The organism is Lunatimonas salinarum, from assembly GCF_017811155.1.
Taxonomy (GTDB): domain Bacteria; phylum Bacteroidota; class Bacteroidia; order Cytophagales; family Cyclobacteriaceae; genus Lunatimonas; species Lunatimonas salinarum.
Map to the genome: position 1 here is coordinate 90,669 of NZ_JACVCV010000008.1, position 26,789 is coordinate 117,457.

Genomic DNA, 26,789 nt, shown 5'->3' on the forward strand with positions numbered 1-26,789 from the left:
TTTCGACAATTGATGAAAACTGACTAAATATGGAGCTATTGACTCTTGCTGCGCTCCTGCTTCACCAGGGAAAGCCTCACACTATCCAAATCGCTCCCCTTGGATGAAGGGATGTGAAGGGCATTGACAAACCTATCAAACCAGGCATTGGCATAAAAACCATTTCGAAAATGTATGGCCAAGGCATGAAAACGGGTGCTCCCAGCGAGCTTTCCTGCGTAATTTTGAACGAACACGACAAAAGCAAATCCAACAAGGAGTATTCCCATCAATCCTATTTTTCCCGCAGAAGGTTGCGTCAAATCAGGGGCCTGAGAACCCAGTAAGTAATGGGTCCCAGATTCCAATACGAAAAAGGAAAGCGTCACCATTAACCCCAATAATACCGCACGGACGATCAACTTGGGCTTCCACTCTCCAGCCAATGCGGCGGTGAAAATGCGGGATAATCCCAGTACAATAACAGCACCAATGAAGAGCAGCGATAATTGATTTGTAGGGCTTATCCCCCAAAGAATCGCAAAGCCGGCATACATCAGTAAAGCCATCAAAATACCTGCTATGAGGCCCATTGGACTGACCTTCCCAGCAGTGTAAGTGACCTTAGAAGCTCTGATTACATCAATCACACTACCTGATGACAAGAATGCATGAGCTTTGTAGAAGGAATGGGCCACCAAATGCAGCATAGCTGCGGGGTAAACACCCAATCCACAAATCATTAAGCTGAAACCCATATGGCCTACGCTCGAATAGCCCAGAGCCGTCTTCACTGACGTCTGTGTCAAGTAGGCAACCGATGCAAAGAGCGCCGTGAAGCCTCCTAGGGCCATCAAAAACATCGGAGCAAAAGTACTTGCCTCCATCACGTAGGCCATTCGGATGATCAAGAAGGGTCCGGCATTCAACAAACCTGCATGCAACAGCGCAGATACCGGTGTGGGGGTTTCCATCACCTCTATCAACCACCCGTGGGTCGGAAATTGGGCAGATTTCAAAATCGCCGCCAAGGCTAGAAACCATGCCGCAAACTCTACCGGTAGAAGCGTGCCATCCAGCGCTACCTGATTTTTCAGGTAGGAAAATATCGCTTCTAGATTACCCGATCCGACCTCGTAATAGAGCAACCCTACCGCTATCAACAAACAGGCGTCCCCCAGTCGGGCTAGGATGAACTTTTTCTTTGCCGCAATCTGTGCCCCAGGCCGCTCTCGGTAAAAAAGCAACAGCCTATGAAGAGACATACTTGTCAATACCCACGCAAAAAACAGCAGTCCGATATTTCCCGAAAGGACCAGCAATTGAACCGATGCAATGGTAGCACCTAGCCTACCGAGAAATATCCCTTGACGCTTGTCTCCATCCAAGTAATTTCCGCTGAACTTGATCACAATAAAAGCTATCAATGCAATCATCCCCAGCATCAACAGGCTGAGCGAATCCAAACGAATGCTAAACCCAATCTCGTTGATTCCAAGTAAGGCCGACTCCACCAATCCTATCCTGATGGCATAATAGCTGCACAAAAAACAAATTAAAATACTGCTAAGGGTGGCAATCTTACCCATCAAAATAACCTTCTTCGGGTTTGATCCAGGCTGAAACCAGGAGGCTATGGCCATGGCCACAAAAACCGCTGGGGAAACAAGCGCCATAAGCGCCAACATATTTTCTGACATAGCTTATCGTTTTTTAGGTGTTGCAAAGTTTTGCAAAAAAATCCATAAGTTTTCATTTTGATTTAGTATGAAAAACATAAACATTTTTTATATAAAAAATGAAAAGTCATCTCTCCCAAATCAAAAAGCAATCTATCCCCCTGTTTTACAGTCTTTTACACACTCTAAAAATATACCTCCCTTCCAAATGAATGACCGGAAAGGAGGTATATTCAATTCGCTAGCGATAAAAAATTTTTTAAATAGCAAAAAAAAGTCGATATCTACTGCCTTAGTTTGAATGCTCTCCCGGGACTTTCTACCCGAAAACTGTCTATATTCCCACTATCCTGTAGCGTCACATAGGCTGTTTTGCCATCCGGTCCACCAAAGGCGATGTTGGAAGGTTTGCTGCCCGACATGGTGATCTCCTCCAGTACCTCGCCCGCAGGGGAAAGCTTCACCACCGTTCCCTTGCCGTGGCGGGTGATGTACAAATTACCTTCCATGTCACAACGCATGCCGTCCATTCCAAAATCCTCAAATTGGATGAGCAAACGCTTGTTGCTGACTTCTCCGTCAGGAGACAGGTCATAGGCCCATACGGTGCGTTGTACTGATTCATTCACATAAAGGGTTTTGTTATCTGGACTTACCTCAATTCCATTAGTAGTGCCCATTTCAGCCTCCAAAAGCTCAAACTTTCCCTCTTTGCCAACCCGCCAGATCTGCCCGGTGCTATTCTTCCAACTTGGATCACTGGCAAACACCATGTCATTGTCCATGATGGCGATGTCGTTGGGCTGGTTCAGTGTGGGATCGTGGGCATAAATGCCGATTTCCTTCGTTTGCATGTCCACTTGCAGCACATTGTGACCGGTGTAATCAGCAATCAACATCTTTCCATTACTGTGAAAACGAATGCCGTTTCCGGTACTTCCCTCTGGAAGTTCTACAAAAAGCGAGACTTCTCCTTCCGGTGTAACTTTCCCGATAGTGCCCTCCCTGTAAACATTTACCACGTATAGATTTCCATCTCTATCTACTGCAGGGCCTTCTATTCCGCCGGTAAATTCCCCGCCGGTGGTGAGGGGTTTTGCCACATAATATGCTTCTTCAGATTCGTTTGATCCCATGTTTTCGGATTGGTTAGAGTTTGAACTGCAGGCAGCCAATAGGGCAGCCATTACCAGTAGATGCGTTGTCTTCATGTGTTTGGTTCAATTTGGACGATACAATATGTTCCCGCGTGAGGTGTTTAAAATTAGCAGGTTTTTCGGTCAAATCTCCGGAATATCCCGCATATTTCCACTATTGGGATCCTGATACAACCGCTGAATCCACTCCACCGCGGTCATCAAGCGCTCCTCTCTACTTCCAGCAACCGGAAGAAACGGTACCTGAGCGACGGTCAATAATTCATGGTAAGTTTCGTAAAAATACTGCCTCATACCCGGATCCGGATGTTCACGCAGCGGATCCGGTTCCCAGGGCATATCTATAGAAGTCAGCAGATAACCATCGTAATACCGGCGGCTGATGGTCTCCCCAATCCATGAATCCAACTTCCCATACTTATGCTCACTCCATACCTGGATCACCCGAAGATCAGTATCACAAAACAAAAACCGCCTTGCAGCTTGCGAAAGCCGTTCTTCGGCAGCCAGTTGACCTTTTGCGATTTCCGATAAATCCGAAAAAGAATAGGGTCGCCCGATTTCTTCGAGGTACTCCCGTGCATATTCAGGAACCCAGGGCTCGTCGAAATACGCCGCTAGGTCTGCGCTTAACGTGCTTTTCCCCGTAGACTCTGGCCCTATGATAACGATCCGCTTAGGCATGGGAAGATACGGATTTTGCAGATTTGACCCAGGCAAGCAGGCCCATGACGGCTAGCAGAGTAAAAACAAAAAACTGAAATGAGGTAAGCACCAGCCCTTTGTAGAGATACAAGGGCACCGACACCAAGTCGGTCACGATCCAAGCGATCCAGTTTTCTACCTTTTTCTTGGCCATTAACCACATCCCCACAAAAGCCGAAGCAGTAGTAAAAGAATCCCATTGGGGCACATCGCTATCCGTAAAGGTTGCGAGCACAACGTACAAAACCCCATAGGATGCTACGAAGAGCAGCAGGGAAAAAACAATGCCCCTGCCGTTCAGCCAAGTAACTGGGACTCGGTCAACCCCCGGCTTGGGTCGGGACCATAGGTACCACCCGTAGATGGACATAGCAAAATAATAGGCATTGATTCCCATATCCGCATAAAGCTTTACCTGAAGGCATATCCATACATAGATCAATGTGCTGACGATGCCCGTCGGAAACACCAAGATGTTTTCCTTCATCGAATAATACACCGAAGCCAGTCCAAAAAAAACCGCCACCGCCTCCAGCCAGGTCATATCCACAATACCGGCCCGAAGCCCTTCCATGATCCATTCCATGTGCCGAAAATCGAACAAAAAAGGCGGATTTGGAAATTTCGACGGCATTTACTCTTTGCAAAAATGAGCTTACAATAGTTCGGAGACAGCTCTGACTACCAAGTTACCGAAATCCTTCATTTATCCGGAAAAAATGAATGGAGGAAATCGAGCATGACGCAAGCGACACACACTGGGATGACTATCAACCATGCGAGATTCCATCTGACCATTAAGAATCAATTATAGACAGATGAAACAAAGGTACATTTCCGCATAATCAAGGTATACTGTAGGCCATACCCGCTTGTGCATGGCTATTCCTTGGAATATCGCACGTTTTGAGATAGAAACTTTACCGCTCATCACGCGCAAGGTAGAAAACAGTCATTTTCCATTCTTTTTTAGCTGAAAATGACTAAATAGTATGGCGAATCGGATCCTATGACAAAGAATCGGTAGATTCCGCCTAACTACCCAACTGCGTAACCGCAGATTCGGTAAAACCGATTTACACCTATACCGCATAAATCTTTAATAAATACACCCGACCTCTATGGAACCTTTAAATAGAAGAAAATTTATTCAGCATACCAGTCTAATGGCGGCCGGAAGCCTCCTGTCCCCTTTGGCCGGATACGGCTACCGACGGGAAAAACAACGGCTTGCGATGGTAGGCACTGGCGGAAGGGGCATTAGCATGTGGGGTACTTCCGTCGTGGAAGCCTACAGCGACATTGTCGAATTTGTCGGACTGTGTGACGTCAACCCGGGCAGGGTGGCCTACGCAAAAAATCAGATGAAAGTGGCATGCCCCGTATACACCGACTTTGATAAAATGCTCAAAGAGACCAAGCCCGACACGCTGATCGTTACCACCACCGACTCCACCCATCACGAATACATCATCAAAGGTCTGGAGGCTGGCCTGCGGGTGATCTCTGAAAAACCCATGACCACCGATGCGGAGAAGTGCGAGGCGATATTTGAAGCCGAAAAACGGACCGGAAATAAAGTAATTGTCACTTTCAATATGCGGTATACGCCCTATGTAGAGGAGATCTGGGATTTACTACGCAGCGGAGAAATTGGAGACATCAAATCCGTGGACCTAAACTGGTACCTCGATACCAGCCACGGCGCCAGTTACTTCCGGCGATGGCACGGCGAGAGGCAGTTTGGCGGTACCCTCTTGGTGCATAAAGCCACGCATCATTTCGATACGCTGAATTACTGGATGGACTCGGAGCCTGAAGAAGTATTCGCCTACGGCTCCTTGGACTTTTACGGCCAAAAAAACAGCCCCATCCATCATACCCATTGCCGTACCTGCCCCCACAAGACCTCCTGCAACTTCTATTGGGACATTACCAAAGACCGTGGAGCGATGAGCCTGTACGTAGATCATGAAAAGCACGATGGTTACCTGCGGGATGGATGCGTTTTCCGAAAGGAAATTGATATTTATGACACCATGGCCGTTCAGTACCGGTATGCCAATGGGGTACCCGTAAACTACTCGCTGACGGCCTTTTCGCCTTACGAAGGCTTTAGGGTAGCCATCAACGGTACCAAGGGCAGATTGGATGCGTGGATACAGTCATCCATGCCTACGGGAGTACCTCCGTACCAGGAAATTGTAATTACCAGTCTTTTCGGCAACGTGAAAACCATTCAGGTCATTCCCAGAGCTGGCGGTCATGGGGGTTCGGACCCGCGGCTAAAGGATAAGATCTTCCGGTTCCCGGATAGCCCGGATCGGTACAAGCAGTCTGCCGGTTCCCGGGACGGGGCCATGTCAGCATTGATCGGCATCGCGGCGCGGCAAAGCATCGAAACCGGAAAAATCGTGAAAATCGCCGATCTAACCTCCCTCAAACCGCTGGCCAAAAAGGCATAGCCACTCCGATTCGCGGAGGTGGATTTAGGAAACAGATAGTAAAAAGACGGTGGGAATTTTGTGCAAGGCAGGCAGTCCTTTACTCCTCCATGCGCTGACCGGCAAAGTGCGGATTTCCTCATCCGCTGCGGTGAGGTTTTTGCCTATGCACAGCTGGGTAGTGGGCTGCAAATGCTGAAGCAGATCCTCTGCAAGCTGTTGATTGCGAAAGGGAGTTTCCATAAAGATCTGTGTGCTTTGATCCCTTCGCGATGCGGCTTCCAGGTGACGGATCGCCGCTGCCCTATCCTTTTTTTCTATAGGAAGGTATCCGTGAAACGCAAATGCTTGGCCACTAAATCCCGAACCCATCAGTGCCAGAAAAATGGAAGAAGGTCCCGGGATGGGTACTACTTGGATCCCTTTTCGGTGAGCATAGGCCACGGCCAAGGCTCCGGGATCCGCTATTCCCGGACAGCCCGCCTCCGATAGTATACCCATATCCTGCCCCTCGAAAATCGGCCTCATTAGTTCAGCCATCTGGGCTTCGGAGGTGTTTTTGTCCAACAACGCCATATGGAGGGTTCCAATATCCACACCGAGCTGCAGGCTACTGATGTATCGCCTCACGGTACGGAAATTCTCCACCAAATAATACTGAGTATGCGAGATTACTTCCTTAACCTGAGGCGCTATCACCTTGGACGCCGTGCCTTCAGCCAGCACGTTGGGGATAAGGTAGAGTTTTCCGTTAGAATGCATTATTTTTGGGTATGGAACATGGAACCGGACAAGTGGCAAAGATACTGATATTTGCCGGACTAGTTTTGGTCGCAGCGGGGTTTGTACTTTGGATGCTTCCCAAGTGGGGAGGGTTCAAGTCCCTTCCGGGCGATATCGTGATCAAAAAGGAAAACTTTACGTTCTATTTTCCGCTGGGTACGTCCATACTGGTCAGCGTGCTGCTAACCCTGCTGATGTACCTGTGGAGAAAGTTTGGCGGATAAGCACATTTGTCAGCGCTTAAAAACCGCCTTTGGTTTGGCTAGCTCTTCATTAGGTATTTTAAGGAATGTATCGCAATAGTCACATTTCTACCCCAAAAACGCTTTCAATGTCTCGATAACCGCCTCGGGCTGCTCGGCATGCAACCAATGACCCGCCTTTTTGATATAGATCAGGTGATGTTCGGGAAAAAACCGCTCCATGTCCACCCGGTCCTTATCTTGGATGTAGTTGGAGTTTTCTCCTCCCATAAACAGCGTGGGGCCATCATAGCTTCCTTCTCCTTTCAGGGCCTCGCCGACATTCTCGATATTTTCGGTGATCACCGGAAGGTTGATTTTCCAGGCAAATTTTCCATCCGTCCGGGTAAGACTTTTGAGCAAAAACTGCCTTATGCCCAGCTCCGGGATGTATTTGGCCAGTTGCTCGTCGGCCTCCTTTCGGGAAGTGATCTTTTTAAAATCCAGGCTATTCAACCCTTCTAGTATAGTGGCATGATGCACCGGATAATAGCGCGGCGCGATGTCTGCCACTACGAGTTTTTCTACCCGATCCGGATACCTCAGCGCAAAATTCATCGCCGTCTTGCCCCCCATGGAATGCCCCATCAGGTACACGGTATCCAGACCCTCCGCATCCAGCAGTTCCTTCAGATCATCCGCCATTACGGCATAATTCCATTCGTCTGAATGCGGTGAGTCGCCGTGATTACGCTGATCTACGAGGTAAAGGGTATAGTGTCGGGATAGGTCTTTGGCAATGCCCATCCAGTTGTCAGCCGATCCAAACAGCCCGTGCAAAATTACCAGAGGTTTGCCCTCACCCGCTTTTCGAAAATTTAATTGCATACTATCTCCTTTTTTGCATCTACCATCAAAAATCTGCCAGCTCTATAGCTCTAGTTGCCTGCGGTACATCTGAATGGTATTCTCTAGGCCATAGTACAGTGCATCACAGATCAGCGCATGGCCTATGGACACTTCGTCCAGCCAGGGGATCTGCTGTTTTAGAAAGGCCAGGTTATGCAGATCCAAATCGTGACCTGCATTTAACCCCAGGCCTAGTTCACGGGCCAACTGGGCCACTTCCACATAGGGTCTTACGGCGGCATCCCGATCTTGGTGGTAGTGGCTCGCATAGGGTTCGGTGTACAGCTCTACCCTTTCGGTACCGGTATTCTTGGCCGGTTCAAAGTATTTGTTCTCGGGGTTGATGAAGATGGAAGTACGCACGCCGTATTCATGCAATTCGGCGATGATGTCATTCAATAACGATTGGTGGGTGATCGTATCCCAGCCGGTGTTGGAGGTAATGGCATCGGGCGGATCCGGCACCAAGGTAGCCTGTGCAGGCTTGGTCAGCCGTACCAACTCCATGTAGCGCTTATCCGGGTACCCCTCGATATTGAATTCGGTGGTGACTACCTGATGGAGAGCGATCACATCGTCGTAACGGATATGCCGTTCGTCCGGGCGTGGGTGAACCGTGATTCCCTGCGCTCCAAAACGCTCCGCATCCAAGGCCACTTTCACCACGTCCGGATTATTGGCTCCTCGGGCGTTTCGTAAGGTGGCGATTTTGTTAATATTCACACTTAATTTCGTCATGTGTCTAATTAAACGTTATTTTTGTGCTAAAGCTGCCTCAAAGATAAACCACATCCAGCGAAATTTCGTTTTGTTCGTTTGTAAATCATTGGGGTATTTTGAATTTGTTTTTAGACATACATTGGCAACGACCAAATAAACCTAAACATCTGGACCATGAGCCTTAAACTGAGAATCGAAGGGGAAATTAAGAAAGCCATGCTCGCCAAGGATCGGGACCGACTTCGGGCACTGCGCGCTATCAAATCGCTGATTCTCCTTGAAGAAACCAAAGAAGGGGGAGATAAAGGAATCAGTGAAGAGGATGAACTCAAGATCCTGACCAAAGCGGCGAAACAGCGCAAGGACTCTTCGGATATTTTCCTTCAACAAAAGCGTCAAGATCTGGCGGATTTAGAACTGGGCGAGCTGCAAGTCATCAATGAGTTTCTCCCTAAGCAGCTCAGTGACGAGGAGTTGGAAGCCGAGCTCAAGGCAATTATCGCAGAAGTAGGAGCAGAAGGTCCTAAGGACATGGGAAAAGTAATGGGTGCCGCCACCAAAAAGCTGGCCGGAAAAGCCGATGGAAAGGCCATATCACAAACGGTAAAGTCACTACTCAACCCTTAGGAATTGGCAACAGTTGATATCATCTTGCTCATCATGCTGGGGGTAGGGGCCTACAGCGGGTACAAGAAGGGACTTTTTATCGGTATCCTGTCCATCATCGCCTTCTTTTTCGGACTGCTTGTCGCATTCCGCCTTATGCATTTCGGAGCAGCCATCTTAGCCGAGCGGGTGGAAAGCCTCACCTTCATGCTACCGTTTATCTCTTTTCTGATCATCTTCTTCGTAGTGACGGCGGTGATCCGGATCTTGGCCTATTTGGTGAAGCAGGCGCTGAATTTAACGATATTAGGATCCTTCGACAGCTTTGCAGGGATGATCTTGGGCGTATTTAAATGGGCAATGATGATCAGCCTGCTCTTATGGGTAGCCCATGCCTTTGATTTTAAAATCCCCGAGAGATTCATGGAGGGCACCGTTATCTACCCAACGGTAACGCCCATTGCGCCTACTGTTGTCAGCCTGCTAGACGAATACACGCCTATCATCGAAACCACCATGGCGGCCGTGAAAGACCTGGTAAATTCCGGAGCAAGTGATTCTGTTAATTGACAATTTCGATTCCTTTTCGCACATGCTTGCGGACTACTTTCTCCGCACGGGGGCGCCTCTTTCCATCGTACGAAACGATGTCAGCTTAGATCAACTACTCCATATAGACTACACTGCCTTGGTCATCTCGCCGGGCCCGGGATCACCGGATAAAGCCGGCAACCTGATGGCTATTTTGGCCTATTACCACGACAAGATCCCCGTTCTTGGAGTTTGCTTGGGGCATCAGGCTATCGGACAATTTTTCGGCGCCGGCCTGGTGCGAAGCGTAAAACCCATGCATGGCAAGGTAAGTACCGTGTTTCGTAAACAGCCGCACCCCGCCTTTGACGGGCTCCCAGATGCCTTTAAAGTGACCCGCTATCATTCCTTGGAACTCAAAAACCTTCCCGAGGAGTTGCAGGTACTTTACACAACCGAACAAGGAGAGATCATGGTTCTAGCCCACCGTACGCTTCCGATCCTGGGCATTCAATTCCACCCGGAGGCATACCTAACCGAATACGGAGAGCAAATCATCCGTTCTTGGATTTTTATGCACGAATTGAATAAAAGCGATATACCAACCTAACTAATAGGTAGTTAACAAATTTTCCTCCGCCATTTTTCCTCTCATTGAACATTCATCCGGATAAGGGCGTTTTATTTTTAATTTCAAATTAATATCTTTATCGGTATATGCAGGCCTACGAATTTATCAACAACCTCATTCCACCCCTTAAACTTACCGATAGGGTAGGCAAAGCATTGGCTTGGATGGAGGAAATCAGAACCGATGTGTTGCCTGTTGTGCACGAAGGACACTTCATGGGCCTAGTCACAGATGAGATGATTTATGAGATCAACGATCCCAACCTGACCATACAGGAAATGGACCTGATCTCCACGGGTGGTTTCGTTCAGATGGACCGCCACATCTACGAAGTGCTCCGGGTTTCTTCCGAGCATCATGCCAACATGATAGCTGTACTGGATAAAGACCAAGTCTACCAAGGGGTAGTCACCGTGGAGGATGCGATCACCGCATTCACGGATTCTATTTCAATCCAATCTCAGGGTGGTGTGCTGATCCTCTCCATGTTCATGACGGATTACAGCCTATACGACATTGCGCGGATCGTGGAATCCGAAAACGCCAAGATTCTCAGCAGCTTCATCTCGAGTGACCCGCTGGATGACAGCAAGATCAAGGTAACCCTAAAGCTGGATCAAACCGAACTGCGCCATATCAAAGCCACCATGGAACGCTTTGGGTACAAGGTCATCGATCATTACCAGGAAGAAATAGGGCTGAGCTCGGAACAAGATCGGCTTGGAAACCTTTTGCGCTTTTTAGATATTTAAGAACTGGATGAAAGCCACACTCCACGGAATTAACTTTGAGCCCGAATTTAAACCATATATCCAAAAACTGCTTCTGGAACTGGACGCCGCGGGATTTGAGGTGTTCGTTACGTCTGCATTTTTTCGAAGCCTTCAAAAGTTAAGGTTACAGTCAACCTCCATTTCCCTACTTTCCGAAATAAACCGAATAGCCGAGATGGATGTGGTAATCTCGGTAGGCGGAGATGGAACCCTATTGGATGCCGTTTGCCTCGTAGGCCCTCACGAGATTCCAATTATGGGCATCAACACAGGCCGACTGGGGTTTTTAGCAACCATTGCAAAAGATGATATTGCGGGCGCCATTCAAACTCTGGCTAATAATGCGTACTCCCTAGAGGATAGAACCCTGGTGCACTTGGATTCCAAGCCGGAACTCTTTGAGGGCTTGCCTTTTGGATTAAACGAATTTACCATTCACAAGCGGGATACCTCCTCCATGATTACGGTTCATACCTACATAGACGGAGAATATGTCAACAGTTATTGGGCCGATGGACTGATCATCTCTACTCCTACCGGGTCTACAGGCTACTCCTTGAGCTGCGGCGGTCCTTTGATATCACCTACAGCCAAAAACTTCGTGATCACCCCCGTAAGCCCCCACAACCTAAACGTCCGCCCCATGGTGGTATCAGACGACAGCGAAATCTCGTTTAAAATTGAAGGAAGAAGCGAAAAGTTTTTAGTATCTTTAGATTCTAGGTCCACACCCATTGACGCCTCTGTAGAGTTGAAGATCAAAAAAGAACGGTTTGTTGCTAAACTGGTAAAATGCCATCGGTACAGTTTCTTCGATACCCTGCGCCAAAAGCTGAATTGGGGCTTTGATATGCGAAATTAGTTTTAACAAAAATTAACCCAGCAAATACCCTGATTGGTTTTTTATTCGTTGGGTAGTTTATAAATTGCATAGACTTGAATAGAAAAACGTTCCCTGTTGCGCTGCGCCTAGTGGCTTGGTTCTCAACTTTCTTCATAGGGTTGACTACCGCTGAAGCCCAGCAGTATGAAGTGGGTTTTGGTTTGGGAGGTGCAACCTACAGTGGAGACATTATCCGCAGGGTAGACCCCGGTCAGATAGGAATTCAAGGTACGTTGTTTGGCAGACGAAATTTTGACAATGCTTGGAGCTTACGCGCCGGAGTGCACGTGGCCCGATTGAATGCAGCCGACAGTGTGCGGCCGATTGACCCGTTGGCGTTCAACCGAAACGCCCATTTCAACGGAACCCTAGTAGAGGTTTCTGCTGTGATGGAGTTCCATTTTTTGGACTATATGGCCCACAATTCAATTAACCGGTTTTCTCCTTACGGTTTTTTCGGACTCGGATATAGCATCTTCAGCGGCAACGGGCAGGCCCATGACGAAGATCTTACCGCAGGGAGCTACACTACCTCCACCCCCGTGATACCCTTTGGACTGGGTCTTAAATACAAATTAACGGATCGTCTTATCTTAGGAGTAGAGGCCGGCATGCGGGCCAGCTTTAATGACCAAATCGACAAAATCGCCAACGAAGAGCGGTACCTACCGAGGTTCCAAGCGGGTCCTCCTCCGACCAATCAGGTCGTCAATCCCTATGCGCTAAATTTTGGCAATCCAAACGACCGCGATTGGTATTATTTTCTCGGTCTCACCCTCAGTTATTCCTTTCATCAAGTTAAATGCTTTAACTAGCTTTAACGATTTATAATTAGCCCTTAGGGTAGAATTTTAAAAAAGAAATGTCATTTTTGTACCTTCAAAAATAGAAGTTTTGGAGAAGTGCAAAGCATGAAGGAAAAAATCGACAGGAATAACATCCCCCAACACATCGCGGTAATCATGGACGGAAACGGTCGCTGGGCTCAGAAAAAAGGAGCCATGCGGATTTTCGGACACCGCAACGCGATTTCTGCGGTGAGGGATGCAATTGAAGGTTCTGCCGAATTGGGGGTGAAATACATCACCCTTTATGCGTTTTCTACCGAAAACTGGTCTCGACCTCAGGATGAGGTAAATGCCCTAATGGAAATATTGGTTCAGGCCATCGTGGATGAAGTTCCTACCATGATGAAAAACAACATACGCCTAGCCACGATAGGCGACATCAGTAGCCTGCCGGAAGGGTGTCAGTCGCACTTACAATGGGGTAAGGAGGAGACAAAAAACAATACCGGACTCACGGTAGTGCTTGCCCTCAGTTACAGCGGAAGATGGGAAATAGCCTCTGCCGTATCTGAGATTGTCAAAAAAATAGTCGCCGGAGACATAAAACAGGACGAAATCGATCAGCAAATGATAGCGGAACATCTAAATACCGCAGGCATACCTGATCCAGAATTATTGATAAGAACCAGTGGAGAACAGCGTATAAGTAATTTTATGCTGTGGCAGCTAGCCTATACCGAGTTGTATTTCACCGAGGTATTGTGGCCGGATTTCCGAAAAAACGACCTCCACGAAGCTATCCTAGCCTATCAGCAGCGGGAACGCCGCTTCGGTAAGACAGGAGCTCAGATTAAATCACAAAGTTGATGAAAAAATTAAGTGTAATCATTTGTTTATTGCTGTTGACCGTGGGCATGGCAGAGGCTCAGATTCGTCTGGGCCAGAGTAGATTTGCCATACAACGGCCAACCAATATTTTAGACTTGGATTATTCCAAACCAAAGAAATTCCGGATAGCCGAAATTCAAGCGGTTGGATTGAGTACCTTGGATGAAACCGCCATCATTTCTTTGGCAGGACTCCGCGTAGATGACGAAATCAGTGTACCGGGAGATGCGATATCCAGCGCGCTCAAAAAGCTTTGGGCGCAGGGCATCATCGGAGATGTAAAAATATTGGTCACCAAAATAGAAGGAGACGATATCCATCTGTTGTTAGAACTCACCGAAAGGCCCCGGTTTAGCCGGGTGGAGTTTACCGGCATCAACAAAACACAAGAAGGTGAACTCAAAGACAAAGTTTCTATCAGGGGCCGAGTGGTACGTGACGATGTATTGAATAACTCGCAACGAAAAATCAAGGACTATTTCGTAGATAAAGGCTACCTCAATACCGATGTGAAAGTGATACAGGAACGGGACACCACCCTCCCGAACAGTGTCAAACTCGTATTCAACGTGGATAAGGGAAGCAAGGTCCGCATAAACGAAATCAAAATCCACGGCAACGACAACCTCCCCGACAACAAAATCAAGAAAAAACTCAAGGGTACCAAAGAACACGCAAGGTTATACATTTTCAAAGACCTGATTTCCAGGATTACAAACACGACCCCTAAAACAGCCAAAGAAGCGATCGTCTACCGTAACCCGGTAGATCAGGACGACATTCAAGCGTATATTAACAAGAACTTCAAACTTAACTTTTTCAACGGTTCCAAATTTGTCCGCAGCGATTACCGGGAGGATAAGGACAAAGTAATCGCCTTCTACAATAGCAGAGGATATCGAGACGCTTCTATTGTGAGTGATTCCATTTACAAATACGACGCAGACCGTATCAACCTAGACCTCTTCGTCGAAGAGGGCAGGCAATATTATTACCGTAACATCACCTTTGCCGGCAATTACATCTACGACAGCGAACAGCTGCAGGCCAAGCTCGGAATCTTCAAAGGGGATATTTACAACAAAGAGAAGCTGGACAAGCGCTTGAACTACGATCCACAGCGGGGCGATGACGTCAGTTCGCTTTACCAAGATGACGGGTACCTGTTTTTTACCATAGACCCGGTAGAAGTAAACATCGCAGGAGACTCGATCGATATTGAACTTCGGATCTTTGAGGGTCCGCAGGTGACCGTAAATTCGGTCACCATTGAAGGAAACGAGCGAACCAGTGACCACGTGGTGATGCGTGAAATACGTATCCTTCCCGGGCAGAAATTTAACCGAAGTGCGTTAGTACGAACCATACGCGAGCTCTCTCAGATCGGCTATTTCAACCCGGAAAATATTGAGCCGGATATGCGCCCTAATTTTGAAGAAGCTACCGTGGACATCGTATTCAAACTGGAAGAGCGTCCCAATGACCAGATCGAGCTCTCAGGGGGATGGGGAGGCTTGTTCGGATTTGTAGGTACGGTGGGTTTGACCTTCAATAACTTCTCGATAAAGAACATCAGGGACTTCTCCAAGTGGCGGCCCCTGCCGGTAGGTGATGGGCAAAAACTATCGCTCCGCGTGCAGGCCAATGGGCAGAGTTTTCAAAACTACAGCATGTCGTTTACCGAACCATGGTTTGGCGGCAAAAAGCCCAATGCGCTTAGTATTGGATTTAACCACTCCGTGCAGCGGCAGATCGATCTTTGGAACCGCCAAAACTTTGGCGCTGATATGGGTTCATTCAAAATCACCGGGGTAAATGTAGGCCTTGCCAAACGGGTAACTTGGCCCGATGACTACTTCCAGGTTAGCAACTCCCTGCAGTTCCAAGTGTATGAATTTGACCGATACGGAAACTTCTTCGGTCTTAGCTATAACACCGGTACTGCGCGAAGCGTCGCCCTCAATACCACCATCGCACGAAACAATATTGACAACCCAATCTATCCCCGATTTGGGTCAAACATCACGTTGAGCGGAACACTTACACCTCCTTATACTTCTATGAACCGAAGTATCAACCGGGAATCGCCCGACGAGGTGAAATACCAATGGCTAGAGTACCATAAGTGGATGTTCGATGCCTCGCTTTATACGCCCCTATTTGGATCCAATAAGCTGGTGTTTAGCGCCAGAACGCACTTGGGATTTGTAGGTTCATACGGAGACCGAATCGGCATCATCCCACTCGAACGTTTCGTATTGGGAGGAGATGGCATGAATATGATGAACTTTGCCCTAGGTCAAGAGATTATTGGTTTGCGTGGCTACGAAAACCAGTCCATCACCCCTGGTCGGGATTTCCGGGGACAGCCGAATGCCCCTATCCCCTACGGAGGGGTGGTATATAACAAGCACGTGATGGAAGTTAGGTTCCTGGTATCTCCCAACCCATCCGCTACCATCTTCCTATTGGGATTTGCTGAGGCCGGCAACAACTGGGGCAACTACGCCGAGTACAATCCCTACGACCTGAAGAAATCCGCAGGATTTGGTGCGAGGATCTTTATGCCGGCTTTCGGCCTGTTAGGTATAGACTGGGGATATGGGTTTGACGAGGTACCGTCGATCTCCAACCCCAATCCTGGACGAAGCGGTGGCATGTTCCACTTTACCATCGGACAACAGTTCAGATAATTATGGAAAAGTGCCTAAAATTAGTACTTTTGCTGTCTCTTTTGCCGATGATCGGTATGGGGCAGAAGATAGGCTATGTGGATACCGAATACATACTCAACAAACACCCGGATTACAAAAAAGTGCAGGAAGAGGTGGAGGCCCTAGGGTCTGAATGGAAAAAAGAGGCACAAAAATTGGACACTGAAATAAGCGAACTCTATAACGCACTAAAGGCAGAAGAAGTCCTGCTGACGGAAGAAATGTATGAGGAGCGAATGACCGTGATCAAAGAAAAAGAACGGGAGGCAGTCGCCTTCAAAAACCGTGTTTTTGGCGTAAATGGGCAGTTTTATCAGAAACAATCCGAACTGATGCAGCCCCTTCAATCGAAGATCTACGATGCCATAGACCGGGTTTCGAAGCGAAATGCACTGGCAATTCTCTTTGATAAGGCCTCCGGACCCAGCGCCATCATATACACGGATCCACGGCACGATTATTCCGATTTTGTGTTGGAAGAGTTAGGTTTAGATGAAAACAATTAAAATTTAATAAAAATTAACACTATGAAAGCGAAAATCATCCTATCGGCAATTGCAGTGCTTTGCTTTGGATTTGTAGCCTCTGCACAAGGGGTAAAGATTGGTTATACCAACGTGGAGTACATCATGAGCCTGATGCCAGAGATGCAGCAGATCGATGCGGATATTACCGACTACGGGGCCCAACTGGATCAGCAAATACAAACTAAAACGCGGGACTTTCAGCAGCAAGTACAGTCTTACCAGCAGTCTATGAATACCATGACTGAACAAGCTAGAGGTGAAAAGGAGCAGGAACTGACAAAAATGCAGCAGGATATCCAAAAATTTCAGCAGGACGTGCAAACCTCCTATCAGCGCAAGCTGCAGGAATTGCTTGAGCCAGTTCAGACCAAGGTCTACAACGCCATCAATGCGGTAGCTGCAGAAAACAACTACACCCATATCTTGGCTGACTCTGCTGGGCAGGCTCCCATCCTACTTTACACCAAAGACGATGATCCCTTTACCGATCTTGTACTGGCGAAATTAGGGGTAACCCCACCTGCTAATCCTGCAAATTAATTGGATAACGAAAAATATCAAGCCCACTCCCTATTCGGTGTGGGCTTTTTTTATATTTAAGGGCGTATAACCCGATTCCTGTTTAACCCATACCCAAAAACCGATGAGTATTTCCTTTCTGCTTTGGATCGCACTAACCTTACTACCACAAGGCGTATTGTATGACATGGAAGCCACGGAAGTCGTTGTCAAAACCACCGATGCCGGCGAGCGTTACTTTTCGTATCTCATTACCAATGTGGGCAGTGACACTGCCCCTGCCGGCAGTTACGAGGTATTCCTTTCAGTTAATGGGCGCGTGATCAGCTTAGACACCAAAACATCGGCCTTAGAGCCAGGCAAGTCGCTCCTATATACCTCAGAGACGAAATTCATCCCAAACAGCAACAAAACCAAACCATTGAAATACAAGCTGAAAATTCAATCCAAAGATGCCCGCAAAGCCAACAATCAGCGTCAAGGAGAAATTGCCTGGTAGTGGTTGGAACATTAACTGGCATGCAACCAAAAAATTCGGGGAAATCCAAGCCACTTATTCCCTTAAAGGCAAACTGACCTGAAAGGTAGTCCCCTTGCCTACCTCACTGTAGACTGCCACACTACCTCCCATCGATTCGATCTGACTTTTCGTTAAAAATAAACCGACTCCGCGGGAATCCTGATGCCGGTGAAAGGTTTTGTACATGCCAAACAAATCGGTTCCATATTTTTTTAGGTCTATACCCAACCCGTTATCTTCAAAATACAAGTGAACACGGTCCTGGTCTACATCCGAATAAATACGTAGGTAACTATCCCTATCCACGGCCTTGTATTTTATGGCGTTGGTAACAAAATTCAGGATAATACTCTGCATATACGCAGGTATGACCGGAACCGTTAAGGAACTTGAGACCGCGTTTTCAACTGAGACACATTCCTTAGCTATCAGCGCGCTAAGGCTATCCAGCGTTTTTTGAACCAAAGGTCGGATGGGCTGATCTACTTTGACACTTACGTCTAAGTTGACCTGTATGATTTCTGTGAGATCCTGTATGGTTTGCTTAAGATTATTGACCCCTGCTTCAATCATGGAAACCACTTCGTTTTCAAAATACTCGGGATTTATAGACTTCAACAAGTCAATCAGGCCGGTCAGCCCTCCACTATGGGAACGAAGGTTATGGGAAACGATAAACGAAAAATTCCTCAATCGCTCGTTTTGTTCCTTGGCCAGCTCGTGCAACTCCTTTACTTTTGACTCGGTCTGTTTCTTTAGGGATATATCCTCGGTAAATGACCAAATCAACTTTCTACCTTTCAAGTCTCTAATCATCACCCCCTGAAGAAGCACCGGATACCGGGAACCGTCCTTTCTGAAATACGCCTTTTCAAACGGTGCATAGCGGCCATCCACTTTCATTCTTTGTATCACCTCTCGCTCCATCGGAAGGTACTCCTCTGGAGTAAGGTCAAAATTGGTCAGCTGCAAAAATTCTTCCTTCGTGTAGCCGGTGGGTTCCAGCATTTTTCGGTTCACATCCACAAAACGACCCGTGTAGTAGTCTATTAACGAAATGCCAATGGGTGACAACTCATACAAAGCATTCAATATGTTTTGCTGGTATTTCGCTTCCTCCTCCTTCCGCTTCCGCTCGGTTATATTTTGATTGGTTCCATAAAACTTTAGCGCACGTCCGGATTCCGTCCATTCGATCACCTTACCCCGTACATTTACCCACACCAGGTGCCCTAGCTTGTGCACAAGCGGAAGCTCCAGTTGAAAGAAAGCACGTTCTTTTTTCAAACAGGAAATCAGGTGCTTCTTTGCCTCATTGAATGAACCCCTATCGATGATTTCCTCCCATTTCCGTGCTGAAAAAGGACGCAATTCATCTACCGTATAACCAAGCATTTCTGCATACTGATCGTTGATTAATACCTCTTCTGTATCAATATTCCACTCAAAGGTACCCGCAGAAGTACTTTCTATTAGGGCTTTATAGCGGTTTCTCGTGTCAACTATATCCTGTATAGGTCTTCCTTCCGGAATAATGAAAATCACGTTGCCGGAAGCGTCTTTGATAGGCTTCAAACTAAAAAGTATAGTCACAGGTGTCTGCATTCGTGCCCACACCGAAACTTCGTAAGTTACTTCAACGCCTGTCAGGGCCTTTTTAAAGTGCTGCTTAAGCTCCTGCTGGGTCGTCTCGGAAATCTGCCACCAGTAACAATCCCAAAAATACTTACCAATCACATCCTCTCTTTCTATTCCCGCCGCATGTAATGACGTATCGTTGGAGTCAAGCAAGATCCCATCTGTATTTAGCATACCGATAAAGGAAAAACTTGAATTGAATATTCCCTTGTACTTCCACTCCTGTTCCTTGATCTCGGATATATCCTGAAAAGCACCAAGCAAGGTTCCATTTACACGCTTACCGGTAGCCCGCACCCATTTCACCTTTCCGCTGGCTGCGATAAGCCTACAGGTCACATCAAAGGGTTCATAGGCCTCTATACAGGAAGTGATGCAACGCTCAATAAGGGGCCTATCATCCGGATGATAAAAATCCACGCCGTTGACCTGATTATGGTCAAATCCGATCGGCACTTCATGAATTCTATAAACTTCCTCCGTCCATTCAGTTTTTCCGGTAGTAATATCCAACTCCCAGACGCCAAGCTTATTGATCTGCTGACCCTCCCTAAAAATCCGAAGTGTATCGAGCAGCTTTTTCTCCCGGATGGCGTATGCTGATATTTGCCTATGCCGCTCAAAGCTTTCGATCAACTGTCCGGCCAAGTCTTCCAAATCCCGAATTTGAGCGTCCCGCAGTATTTGCGGTTTTGGGGCCGTCACGGAAAGCGAACCTATCGTCACACCTGCCTCAGATAGAAGCGGAACTCCTACAAAAAACCCTATTTGTTGGAGAATTGCAGGTTCCAAGCCACCAACTTGCCGGAGATGCATGAAACCATCCGGTATTGCCACCGTGGAGTTGGAACTGCCTAATAAGGATAAAACCAGATTGCGGTACTCAGACAGCAGTAATCCTTCCATACCAAAAGCCGAAAACACCTCTTGGTTGCCGTCAATTTCCACAAGTAAAATAGACGACGTTGATTGACAAATCCGTGCAGCCATCTTCGTAAAAAAATCATATTGCTGGTTTTTCGCTTTACCAGGTAGATCGGTCGTTCCCACGCCCACACCGCCATTTCTGCTAGACCGCACGCCGTCATTCTTCATCCGTCAAAATTCCAAATAATTACCTTTCCAGTTGAAAATAAAAAAGAAAGGTACAAAAAAACAAGAATAGCTTAGTTATTTATCACAATAATTCTCCATCCATCTTTCCATGCGACCATACCGTTAAAATGTAACCACATTGCGCACCAGATTACGTACGTCCCTGGCCTAAACCATTCCATCGCCCGAATTACCGGTAAAACTCCTGGTTTTCTTTGGTTACAATATCGATGGGCATATAATAAACCGGTTCCACTGGCAAGTCAAGGCTCAAATGGTGGTATAAATTCATCAACCCCTTGTATCCCTGATCCTCAGGCTTATGGCAAATCAGGAAATCAATTACTCCCTTGCGCAGATACTCCTGATTCTGAAAAACAAAATCATATCCCACCAAGTGAATATGGGTAATCCCCTCATCCTCCAAAAACTTTGCGGCGGAAAAAACCCTTGAATTTGTCACAAAAATAGCCTCTATATCCGGATAGAGTAGCATGGCCCGCTTTAGGGAAATCGCCACCGACTCATGATCTGACTGCTCGACGTGCAGTCGGATCAGTTCATAGGGAGCCTCGCTTTGTTCAAAATAAGACCGAAAACCCTCTTCGATCTGCACGTAATTGTAGCTATCCGGTTGTTTCGTGATGTGTACCAATAAGGCCTTACGGGATTCTCCCAATCCGAAATCACATAAGCGGGCGCCTAAGAAACCGCTTTGCCGCAGCGGCGGACCAATATAGGATAGGCTGGGCTGGTTTTCGATATTGCTATCGATAAATACAAAAGGTATCGCATTTTCCCGGCAATATGCCAAAAATGGCAAGGCCTCTTCTACGAAGGAAGGCGCGATTAACACGCCATCGTAATTTCCTGCCTGAATCCTTTCCACCCCATGCTGAAACGTACTTTTATCTTGAAGATCAAACAGGTAGGTATCTACGGTCACTCCGTACTGCTTGATTTCTCCCTGGGCCCGCTCGATGCCTTTTAATGGTGCATCCCAAAAATCCGTGCGCTCGGACCGCTTTGGAATGATCACCGCTATTTGAAATACCTTACCCGAAGCCAGCCTACTGGCCAAGATATTGGGCCGGTAGTTCAGCTCTTTGATAATAGCTTCAATCCTTTTTTTTGTTTTGGGAGACACTCCGCTGCGGTTGTGCAATACGCGATCTACCGTAGCAATGGAAACGTTTGCCCTACGGGCGATTTCCTTGACGCCGGAAAGATTTCTTTTTTTGCTCATCTTTTGAAAATGGGGTTTTCGGTCATTACAAGGCGCAGCTTGTTGGCAAACTGCTCCCATCCTATGGCCCAAAGGACGCCTCAATCAGTGCGCCTTTCCTTGGATTTATTCTGCGAGGAATTTCTCCAAGTACTGCCGCACAAAGTCATCGTCGCTCAGATGGGGGTAGTCTCGGCAAACCCGATCGATTTCTTCCATTTGGCCCGGCGACAATTCTTCGGAGGGATTCAGGCACCAACGGCCTTCCAACAGCCCCTGCCGACGGAGAATTTCGTGAATTCCGGGAATGCAACCGTGAAATTGATGGTGTGGATCGAAGATCGCTGCATTGACGTCGGTTACCTGTACACCCAGCGTAAGCAGTTCCGAAACACTGGGTGAACCGACCAGTTTACACCGTTTGATATCTTCCAATAGCTCCACGGCCTTTTGGGTCCAAACCGCCCAATGGCCAAGTAGTCCTCCCACAATTTGCTTTTCCCGGTAACGGCCATTTACCCATAGGCGGTAGGTCGTTAACAGGTCGGCGACAATATTGTCATCGTTGCCGGTATACAAGGCGATGTCTTCGAACCTGTCAGCGCTAAGCACGGCCCTAATGACATCGAGTGACTGATACCGGTTGAAGGGGGCCATCTTTATGGCATGCACATTGGGAATATCTGCAAAGTCCCTCCAAAATGAATGGCTCAACAGCCTACCTCCGGCCGAAGGCTGAAGATAAAATCCAAATAGCGGAATATATTCAGCAACCCTCTCCGCTCGCTTGATCAGATCCGATTCAGACCAGTGCCCAAGCCCCCCGGCGCTCAAAAGACCCAAGTCGTATCCTAGGCTGGCAGCCAATTGGGCTTCTGCTATCGCCTGATCTGTGGGGCCTACGATTCCAGCTACTTTCACAAAGGGCCTGCTGAGCTGTGCCGCATGAATTTCTTCCATGGCAATGCGCAGAACCGGCTCCAACAGCCCGATCTTTTTGTCCCTGATTTCAAATTGGGTGGAATGTACCCCCACCGCTACACCTCCAGCTCCGCTAGCAATGTAGTAGCGAGTGAGCCCTCGCTGCCTTCGCTCATCCAATTTTCGGCCGGCATCCAATGCCAGAGGATGTGCCGGGATAGCCAACCCATCATGCAGGGCCAACTTTATTTCTTTATCTAGTAAATTCATAGGTCTATCGTTTAGGTTTGCCGAGAGCATTTGCAAGCTATCGATTGGAAGGGATGTTTCGCCTAATATTTTCCGGATCGCTCTTGAAAGTGCGTTGGTTTATTGAAGGTCTCTCCTCCCTGAATAACCCACTCGTATGTCATTTCCATCATTTCCCCAAGGGTGACGCTGGGATAGCCGAACAGCCTATGGCACCGAGCGGCATTGTTTAGCAATGCGTTGGGGGACTCCTGACCGATAATTCTTGGTTGTTTGCCAAATAACCGCCCAAACTCCTCTGCCGCCCATCTAACAGCAATGATTTCCGGACCGGTGACGTTAAGGATTTTGGCAGGCACTTCGCAGTGAAGTAAGGAACGCAGGGCAATTTCATTCGCATCACCCTGCCAGATCACATTCATATACCCATTGGTAACATCGATTTCTCTATCTTCCTGGACCATCTTAGCGATTTCAAGTAAATTCCCGTATCGCATGTCAATGGCATAATTCAGCCGGTAAATAAGCATGGGAATTTGGTAACGGTGGCTAAAGGACTGAAAGATACGCTCCCGGCCCAAGCAGGATTGCGCATACTCTCCCACAGGCCCCGGTGCAGTCTCCTCGGTAGCCCCACCGGAGCTTATCGACACGAAGGGGTAGATATTTCCAGAGGAAAACACGACAATTCGGGCGTCCCGGTTATGCTCGGCCACCCTTCCCGGCAAATAGGCATTCATCGCCCAAGTAAGGTGTTCATTGCCATGGGTGCCAAACTTCCTTCCGGCCATGTAGATGACATTCTCCACCTTGGGTAATCTGGACAGCTCCCCATCATCGAGTATATCCGCAGATATAGCCTCCACGCCATGCCGAATCAGGTCATCCTTCACACCTGCCTCCGAAAAGCGCGAAACCCCAATAACCCTACTGGAGGAGCCTGCCTGCCGAAGGGCATTCACAGCCAGCTTTGCCAAGCTAGGCCCCATCTTACCACCCACTCCCAACACGAGGATATCCCCCTTTATTTTCGCCATGTCTTCCACACATGCCCGGCTAGGTGTGGCCAGCTTCCGCTCCAATTCATGCAATGAATTCATTTCTTTTGACTAAATTTTTATGATAAAAAGAGATTCTTAAAATTGGTCCACGCAAGGAAAAGCAATACGAGAATGCCAAGAATGCCCAGCACCCGTGCGAGACGGCTATTTGCCAAGGATCCCATGAGCTTCGTATCACCCGCTATGAGGAACATGCCCATACCTATAAAGGGCACCACAAAAATCGTAACACCCTGCGCAAATACAATAAGCTCCAGAGGAAGTCTTCCAAACACCAACGCAACCGTAGCACCCAGTACAATGACCAATGAGATCAATAGCTTCACCGGTCTGCTGTTCAGATCCCTTCCCAAACCCAGTGCATCTGCAAATAACGTCCCGCCGATGGTGGCATTACCCACCAGGGAGGAAAACGATGCACCGAATAATCCCAGCATAAAGATATGGGTGGCGAAGTCCCCATAAAGTGGCTCCAGCGCCTTGCCCATGTCTGATGCCGAATTGACCTGAATGCCCTGAGGGAAAAGAATGGTGGCGGCACTTATCAATATCATTCCAGAGATCAACCCCAAAACCAAGATCCCGGTAAAAGCCTCTCGTTTTGCCTGCTTAGCAGAGGAGGCATTCCAACCTCGCTCCTGCACCAAGTAGGATTGATAAAAAGCCCCCCCTATGGAAAACGTGGAGGCTACCAATGCGACAACCAACAACAACGATCCATCCGGAACCGAAGGCATGAGGCGCTGTAAAATCTGGCTCCAATTGGGCTTTGCGATGATCACCGTGAACAAAAAGGAAATCAACATAATCCCCACCATGCTCACCATGACTTTTTCCAATATACTGTAGAACGAGCGGGTAAATAGAAGGGAAATCGCTGCCAAAGAGATAAACAGTATCCAAGGTGCCGTAGACGTCCCGAATGACTCCGCAAATGCCAACCCGGCTCCGATAGTATTTCCCGCCTGAAATGAAGCTGTCACCAAAAAAATCCCAAAACCTGCCAAGAGGGACGCCCAGCGTCCCCAGCGATCTCGAAAACAATCCAATAGAGACCGATTGCTGACCAATCCGATACGGGCCCCCATACCTGTAAAGGTCATCATTAGCACTGTTGTAATTACCAGCACCCACAACAGGTCATAGCTGAATACCGCCCCAAGCTTCGAGGCTATGGTTAGACTCCCTGGCCCGAATACCAAGGCTGCGGTAATGATGCCCGGTCCCAGGGACTTCCACCAACGTTGGATCGGTCCTGGGTAGTTGGGTTTTACGAAATGTGACTCTTTCAATATCTGTTGGTTTGGATGAAAGCTAACGCATGCCCACTAACTGGCAAAAGTCTGCCAATATACTAAATTTTTCGATCAACGGGAATCGGATTGGAGCTTTAGAAAATAGCTGAAGAAATCCATGATAACCTGATTGGAAGCCTCATTAGGCGCATGTTCGGGTCGGTTAGTCATTCCCAGGCGGTCGGTATGCCCCAGAAGTTTGTTTACCGCCCTGCTGTGGTTTAGCGGAATCCATCGCTCAAGCGGATCTTCCGATCCCCCCGAAACCAGAAAAGGCCTGGGGGCCATCAGTGCATGCAGCTCGTGTAAATCCATCCCTTTCGCCAACAACCTAGGGTACAGCCCTACTGCCGGGTTATCGGCAGTAGGAATGCCCCTCGCCCTCCAGGGTGGGGGATGATATCCCAAATACCAAGGCTCCCAGTAATTAATACTCGGCCGGTCCTGCTGGAATACAATGCCGGGATCAGACCAGGCCGCGGCAGCAAACTTATCGTACAGACAGGACGCAAACATGGCCCATTTCCCGCCATAGGAATGCCCCATAATACCGATTCTTTCGGGATCCACCTCCGGCAGCTGTGCCAGCAAATGCCATGACGTGGCAGCGGCATATGCCAACATAGACAGCGGCTCCACGGTGGCCTGCTCAATGGAAGGATAGTAGATAGAGTAGGTCTCATTTAGGGTTGATTCCGTGGTACCAAGCGACAGCGTCACAAAGCCACGCCGAGTCAATTGCCGGGCAAAGTCCCGATCTGTTAAATCCGGCCTGCCCAAACCCACTGCGGTCTCGGGTTCGTAATAGACGGTTATAACGGCAGCGCTCTTAACCGCCCCATAGGGGATCAATAGGTATGCCGTAGTGCGCTGGCCCGGCACCCATTCAAAGGCAATTTTTTTCTGAAGGTAACCTTCCTTTTCCTCGACCTGCAGCACCTCAGTGGCAGGGCGTTCGTTTATCTGGGGCCAAGTCCCCATCAGCCCATGCCATTTACGTAAGATCTCGGATCTTCTGTGCTTCCATGCCCTTTTGCTCCTGGCCTGTTTGCCGTTTTCAAAAAGCAGCGGACTACGGTAATCACCAAAACTGTTATCTAAAGCGGCGGGGGGAGAGAAGTAGGGAGCAATTGCTTCCCAAGCTACCGAAGACTGATGCCGCATCTGATTGTCGCTGCTCTGCCGGGCCAAGAGCGGTGCAAAGGCCAGGGGACAAATCCAAAACAGCAAAAGGCCAAAAACCAAGAGGTAGGTTACAAATAAGTTAGGCTGGGACATAGGCGAATGGCTTCGTTTGCGTACCCAAAATTTAGGACTAAAAATTGACTGGGCAAAACGAATGATCACTTTTGCCTCCAAAAACCACA

At 48.0% G+C, this 26,789-nt stretch carries 26 protein-coding genes; 13 read left to right on the forward strand and 13 right to left on the reverse strand.

The window, feature by feature from the left end; genetic code table 11:
* Window positions 1-35 precede the first annotated feature (35 nt).
* The 4 genes from IAQ59_RS11330 to pnuC all read right to left on the reverse strand — a co-directional run bounded on the left by IAQ59_RS11330 (window position 36) and on the right by pnuC (window position 4,106).
* The gene (locus IAQ59_RS11330; protein WP_209330924.1) at window positions 36-1,679 is read right to left on the reverse strand and encodes a proton-conducting transporter transmembrane domain-containing protein; all 1,644 of its coding nucleotides are present in this window, start codon (window positions 1,677-1,679) and stop codon (window positions 36-38) included.
* A 263-nt stretch (window positions 1,680-1,942) separates the two neighbouring features.
* Window positions 1,943-2,869, reverse strand: coding sequence for an SMP-30/gluconolactonase/LRE family protein (locus IAQ59_RS11335; protein ID WP_209330925.1), 927 nt, complete (start codon window positions 2,867-2,869; stop codon window positions 1,943-1,945).
* A gap of 69 nt (window positions 2,870-2,938) precedes the next feature.
* Window positions 2,939-3,499 (reverse strand): AAA family ATPase, encoded by a 561-nt coding sequence (locus tag IAQ59_RS11340; protein WP_209330926.1) that lies wholly within the window; start codon window positions 3,497-3,499, stop codon window positions 2,939-2,941.
* Window positions 3,492-4,106, reverse strand: a complete 615-nt coding sequence (pnuC, locus tag IAQ59_RS11345) for a nicotinamide riboside transporter PnuC (RefSeq protein WP_209330927.1) — start codon at window positions 4,104-4,106, stop codon at window positions 3,492-3,494. Before pnuC ends, IAQ59_RS11340 begins: the two co-directional genes overlap by 8 nt.
* 535 nt (window positions 4,107-4,641) lie before the next feature.
* Here pnuC and IAQ59_RS11350 point away from each other — a divergent pair.
* Entirely contained in the window at window positions 4,642-5,985 is a 1,344-nt protein-coding gene (locus IAQ59_RS11350; RefSeq protein WP_209330928.1) for a Gfo/Idh/MocA family protein, read from the forward strand.
* 24 nt (window positions 5,986-6,009) lie between these two features.
* On the opposite strand, the gene IAQ59_RS11355 is transcribed toward IAQ59_RS11350, so the two are convergent.
* The gene (locus tag IAQ59_RS11355; RefSeq protein ID WP_209330929.1) at window positions 6,010-6,726 is read right to left on the reverse strand and encodes an SAM-dependent methyltransferase; all 717 of its coding nucleotides are present in this window, start codon (window positions 6,724-6,726) and stop codon (window positions 6,010-6,012) included.
* A gap of 11 nt (window positions 6,727-6,737) precedes the next feature.
* Here IAQ59_RS11355 and IAQ59_RS11360 point away from each other — a divergent pair, with 11 nt between their 5' ends.
* A complete protein-coding gene (locus IAQ59_RS11360; RefSeq protein WP_209330930.1) occupies window positions 6,738-6,971 on the forward strand; it encodes a DUF2905 domain-containing protein in 234 nt (77 codons plus the stop codon).
* A gap of 87 nt (window positions 6,972-7,058) precedes the next feature.
* On the opposite strand, the gene IAQ59_RS11365 is transcribed toward IAQ59_RS11360, so the two are convergent.
* On the reverse strand, window positions 7,059-7,817 hold the full coding sequence (locus tag IAQ59_RS11365; protein WP_209330931.1) for an alpha/beta fold hydrolase: 759 nt from the start codon (window positions 7,815-7,817) through the stop codon (window positions 7,059-7,061).
* A 42-nt stretch (window positions 7,818-7,859) separates the two neighbouring features.
* Window positions 7,860-8,576 carry a pyridoxine 5'-phosphate synthase gene (locus IAQ59_RS11370; protein WP_209330932.1) on the reverse strand — a complete coding sequence of 239 codons (717 nt, stop codon included), beginning with the start codon at window positions 8,574-8,576 and terminating at the stop codon, window positions 7,860-7,862.
* Window positions 8,577-8,732: 156 nt separating this feature from the next.
* On the opposite strand from IAQ59_RS11370, the gene IAQ59_RS11375 reads away from it, so the two are divergent.
* The 11 genes from IAQ59_RS11375 (at window position 8,733) to IAQ59_RS11425 (ending at window position 17,917) form a co-directional block, all read left to right on the forward strand.
* Window positions 8,733-9,185: a GatB/YqeY domain-containing protein gene (locus IAQ59_RS11375; protein ID WP_209330933.1), complete on the forward strand. Its 453-nt coding sequence runs from the start codon at window positions 8,733-8,735 to the stop codon at window positions 9,183-9,185.
* A gap of 3 nt (window positions 9,186-9,188) precedes the next feature.
* The gene (locus IAQ59_RS11380; RefSeq protein WP_209330934.1) at window positions 9,189-9,734 is read left to right on the forward strand and encodes a CvpA family protein; all 546 of its coding nucleotides are present in this window, start codon (window positions 9,189-9,191) and stop codon (window positions 9,732-9,734) included.
* Window positions 9,718-10,305, forward strand: coding sequence for an anthranilate synthase component II (locus IAQ59_RS11385; protein WP_209330935.1), 588 nt, complete (start codon window positions 9,718-9,720; stop codon window positions 10,303-10,305). The genes IAQ59_RS11380 and IAQ59_RS11385 overlap by 17 nt, the downstream gene beginning before the upstream one ends.
* A gap of 107 nt (window positions 10,306-10,412) precedes the next feature.
* On the forward strand, window positions 10,413-11,078 hold the full coding sequence (locus tag IAQ59_RS11390) for a CBS domain-containing protein (RefSeq protein ID WP_209330936.1): 666 nt from the start codon (window positions 10,413-10,415) through the stop codon (window positions 11,076-11,078).
* A gap of 7 nt (window positions 11,079-11,085) precedes the next feature.
* Complete coding sequence (locus IAQ59_RS11395; RefSeq protein WP_209330937.1) at window positions 11,086-11,961, forward strand: NAD kinase; 876 nt, start codon at window positions 11,086-11,088, stop codon at window positions 11,959-11,961.
* A gap of 74 nt (window positions 11,962-12,035) precedes the next feature.
* Entirely contained in the window at window positions 12,036-12,797 is a 762-nt protein-coding gene (porG, locus tag IAQ59_RS11400; protein WP_342450699.1) for a type IX secretion system protein PorG, read from the forward strand.
* Window positions 12,798-12,893: 96 nt separating this feature from the next.
* The gene (locus IAQ59_RS11405; protein WP_209330938.1) at window positions 12,894-13,637 is read left to right on the forward strand and encodes an undecaprenyl pyrophosphate synthase; all 744 of its coding nucleotides are present in this window, start codon (window positions 12,894-12,896) and stop codon (window positions 13,635-13,637) included.
* Window positions 13,637-16,351 carry a BamA/OMP85 family outer membrane protein gene (locus IAQ59_RS11410; protein ID WP_209330939.1) on the forward strand — a complete coding sequence of 905 codons (2,715 nt, stop codon included), beginning with the start codon at window positions 13,637-13,639 and terminating at the stop codon, window positions 16,349-16,351. Before IAQ59_RS11405 ends, IAQ59_RS11410 begins: the two co-directional genes overlap by 1 nt.
* A 2-nt stretch (window positions 16,352-16,353) precedes the next feature.
* A complete protein-coding gene (locus tag IAQ59_RS11415) occupies window positions 16,354-16,878 on the forward strand; it encodes an OmpH/Skp family outer membrane protein (protein WP_209330940.1) in 525 nt (174 codons plus the stop codon).
* A gap of 21 nt (window positions 16,879-16,899) precedes the next feature.
* Window positions 16,900-17,439, forward strand: a complete 540-nt coding sequence (locus tag IAQ59_RS11420) for an OmpH/Skp family outer membrane protein (RefSeq protein ID WP_209330941.1) — start codon at window positions 16,900-16,902, stop codon at window positions 17,437-17,439.
* Window positions 17,440-17,542: 103 nt separating this feature from the next.
* Window positions 17,543-17,917, forward strand: a complete 375-nt coding sequence (locus IAQ59_RS11425; RefSeq protein ID WP_209330942.1) for a hypothetical protein — start codon at window positions 17,543-17,545, stop codon at window positions 17,915-17,917.
* Between the two features lie 54 nt (window positions 17,918-17,971).
* Here IAQ59_RS11425 and IAQ59_RS11430 read toward each other — a convergent pair whose 3' ends face one another.
* The 6 genes from IAQ59_RS11430 to IAQ59_RS11455 form a co-directional block, all read right to left on the reverse strand.
* Window positions 17,972-20,671, reverse strand: a complete 2,700-nt coding sequence (locus tag IAQ59_RS11430; RefSeq protein WP_209330943.1) for a PAS domain S-box protein — start codon at window positions 20,669-20,671, stop codon at window positions 17,972-17,974.
* 190 nt (window positions 20,672-20,861) lie between these two features.
* Window positions 20,862-21,917 carry a LacI family DNA-binding transcriptional regulator gene (locus IAQ59_RS11435; protein ID WP_209330944.1) on the reverse strand — a complete coding sequence of 352 codons (1,056 nt, stop codon included), beginning with the start codon at window positions 21,915-21,917 and terminating at the stop codon, window positions 20,862-20,864.
* Window positions 21,918-22,022: 105 nt separating this feature from the next.
* Window positions 22,023-23,087: a dihydrodipicolinate synthase family protein gene (locus IAQ59_RS11440; RefSeq protein WP_209330945.1), complete on the reverse strand. Its 1,065-nt coding sequence runs from the start codon at window positions 23,085-23,087 to the stop codon at window positions 22,023-22,025.
* Between the two features lie 62 nt (window positions 23,088-23,149).
* Window positions 23,150-24,166: an NAD-dependent epimerase/dehydratase family protein gene (locus IAQ59_RS11445; RefSeq protein WP_209330946.1), complete on the reverse strand. Its 1,017-nt coding sequence runs from the start codon at window positions 24,164-24,166 to the stop codon at window positions 23,150-23,152.
* Window positions 24,167-24,183: 17 nt separating this feature from the next.
* Window positions 24,184-25,419, reverse strand: a complete 1,236-nt coding sequence (locus tag IAQ59_RS11450; protein WP_245189559.1) for an Nramp family divalent metal transporter — start codon at window positions 25,417-25,419, stop codon at window positions 24,184-24,186.
* A gap of 75 nt (window positions 25,420-25,494) precedes the next feature.
* Window positions 25,495-26,700 (reverse strand): alpha/beta hydrolase family protein, encoded by a 1,206-nt coding sequence (locus IAQ59_RS11455; RefSeq protein ID WP_209330947.1) that lies wholly within the window; start codon window positions 26,698-26,700, stop codon window positions 25,495-25,497.
* Window positions 26,701-26,789 lie beyond the last annotated feature (89 nt).

What these genes read in the sequence shown, in the direction of transcription:
- IAQ59_RS11370 (WP_209330932.1), bottom strand. Translation starts at nt 8,576, where the DNA reads ATGACGAAATTAAGTGTGAATATTAACAAAATCGCCACCTTACGAAAC.
- IAQ59_RS11415 (WP_209330940.1), top strand. Translation starts at nt 16,354, where the DNA reads ATGGAAAAGTGCCTAAAATTAGTACTTTTGCTGTCTCTTTTGCCGATG.
- IAQ59_RS11350 (WP_209330928.1), top strand. Translation starts at nt 4,642, where the DNA reads ATGGAACCTTTAAATAGAAGAAAATTTATTCAGCATACCAGTCTAATG.
- IAQ59_RS11455 (WP_209330947.1), bottom strand. Translation starts at nt 26,700, where the DNA reads ATGTCCCAGCCTAACTTATTTGTAACCTACCTCTTGGTTTTTGGCCTT.
- IAQ59_RS11440 (WP_209330945.1), bottom strand. Translation starts at nt 23,087, where the DNA reads ATGAATTTACTAGATAAAGAAATAAAGTTGGCCCTGCATGATGGGTTG.
- pnuC (WP_209330927.1), bottom strand. Translation starts at nt 4,106, where the DNA reads ATGGAATGGATCATGGAAGGGCTTCGGGCCGGTATTGTGGATATGACC.
- IAQ59_RS11425 (WP_209330942.1), top strand. Translation starts at nt 17,543, where the DNA reads ATGAGTATTTCCTTTCTGCTTTGGATCGCACTAACCTTACTACCACAA.
- IAQ59_RS11410 (WP_209330939.1), top strand. Translation starts at nt 13,637, where the DNA reads ATGAAAAAATTAAGTGTAATCATTTGTTTATTGCTGTTGACCGTGGGC.
- IAQ59_RS11365 (WP_209330931.1), bottom strand. Translation starts at nt 7,817, where the DNA reads ATGCAATTAAATTTTCGAAAAGCGGGTGAGGGCAAACCTCTGGTAATT.
- IAQ59_RS11395 (WP_209330937.1), top strand. Translation starts at nt 11,086, where the DNA reads ATGAAAGCCACACTCCACGGAATTAACTTTGAGCCCGAATTTAAACCA.
- IAQ59_RS11340 (WP_209330926.1), bottom strand. Translation starts at nt 3,499, where the DNA reads ATGCCTAAGCGGATCGTTATCATAGGGCCAGAGTCTACGGGGAAAAGC.
- IAQ59_RS11445 (WP_209330946.1), bottom strand. Translation starts at nt 24,166, where the DNA reads ATGAATTCATTGCATGAATTGGAGCGGAAGCTGGCCACACCTAGCCGG.
- IAQ59_RS11355 (WP_209330929.1), bottom strand. Translation starts at nt 6,726, where the DNA reads ATGCATTCTAACGGAAAACTCTACCTTATCCCCAACGTGCTGGCTGAA.
- IAQ59_RS11330 (WP_209330924.1), bottom strand. Translation starts at nt 1,679, where the DNA reads ATGTCAGAAAATATGTTGGCGCTTATGGCGCTTGTTTCCCCAGCGGTT.
- IAQ59_RS11420 (WP_209330941.1), top strand. Translation starts at nt 16,900, where the DNA reads ATGAAAGCGAAAATCATCCTATCGGCAATTGCAGTGCTTTGCTTTGGA.
- IAQ59_RS11405 (WP_209330938.1), top strand. Translation starts at nt 12,894, where the DNA reads ATGAAGGAAAAAATCGACAGGAATAACATCCCCCAACACATCGCGGTA.
- IAQ59_RS11375 (WP_209330933.1), top strand. Translation starts at nt 8,733, where the DNA reads ATGAGCCTTAAACTGAGAATCGAAGGGGAAATTAAGAAAGCCATGCTC.
- IAQ59_RS11360 (WP_209330930.1), top strand. Translation starts at nt 6,738, where the DNA reads ATGGAACATGGAACCGGACAAGTGGCAAAGATACTGATATTTGCCGGA.
- IAQ59_RS11390 (WP_209330936.1), top strand. Translation starts at nt 10,413, where the DNA reads ATGCAGGCCTACGAATTTATCAACAACCTCATTCCACCCCTTAAACTT.
- IAQ59_RS11335 (WP_209330925.1), bottom strand. Translation starts at nt 2,869, where the DNA reads ATGAAGACAACGCATCTACTGGTAATGGCTGCCCTATTGGCTGCCTGC.
- IAQ59_RS11435 (WP_209330944.1), bottom strand. Translation starts at nt 21,917, where the DNA reads ATGAGCAAAAAAAGAAATCTTTCCGGCGTCAAGGAAATCGCCCGTAGG.
- IAQ59_RS11430 (WP_209330943.1), bottom strand. Translation starts at nt 20,671, where the DNA reads ATGAAGAATGACGGCGTGCGGTCTAGCAGAAATGGCGGTGTGGGCGTG.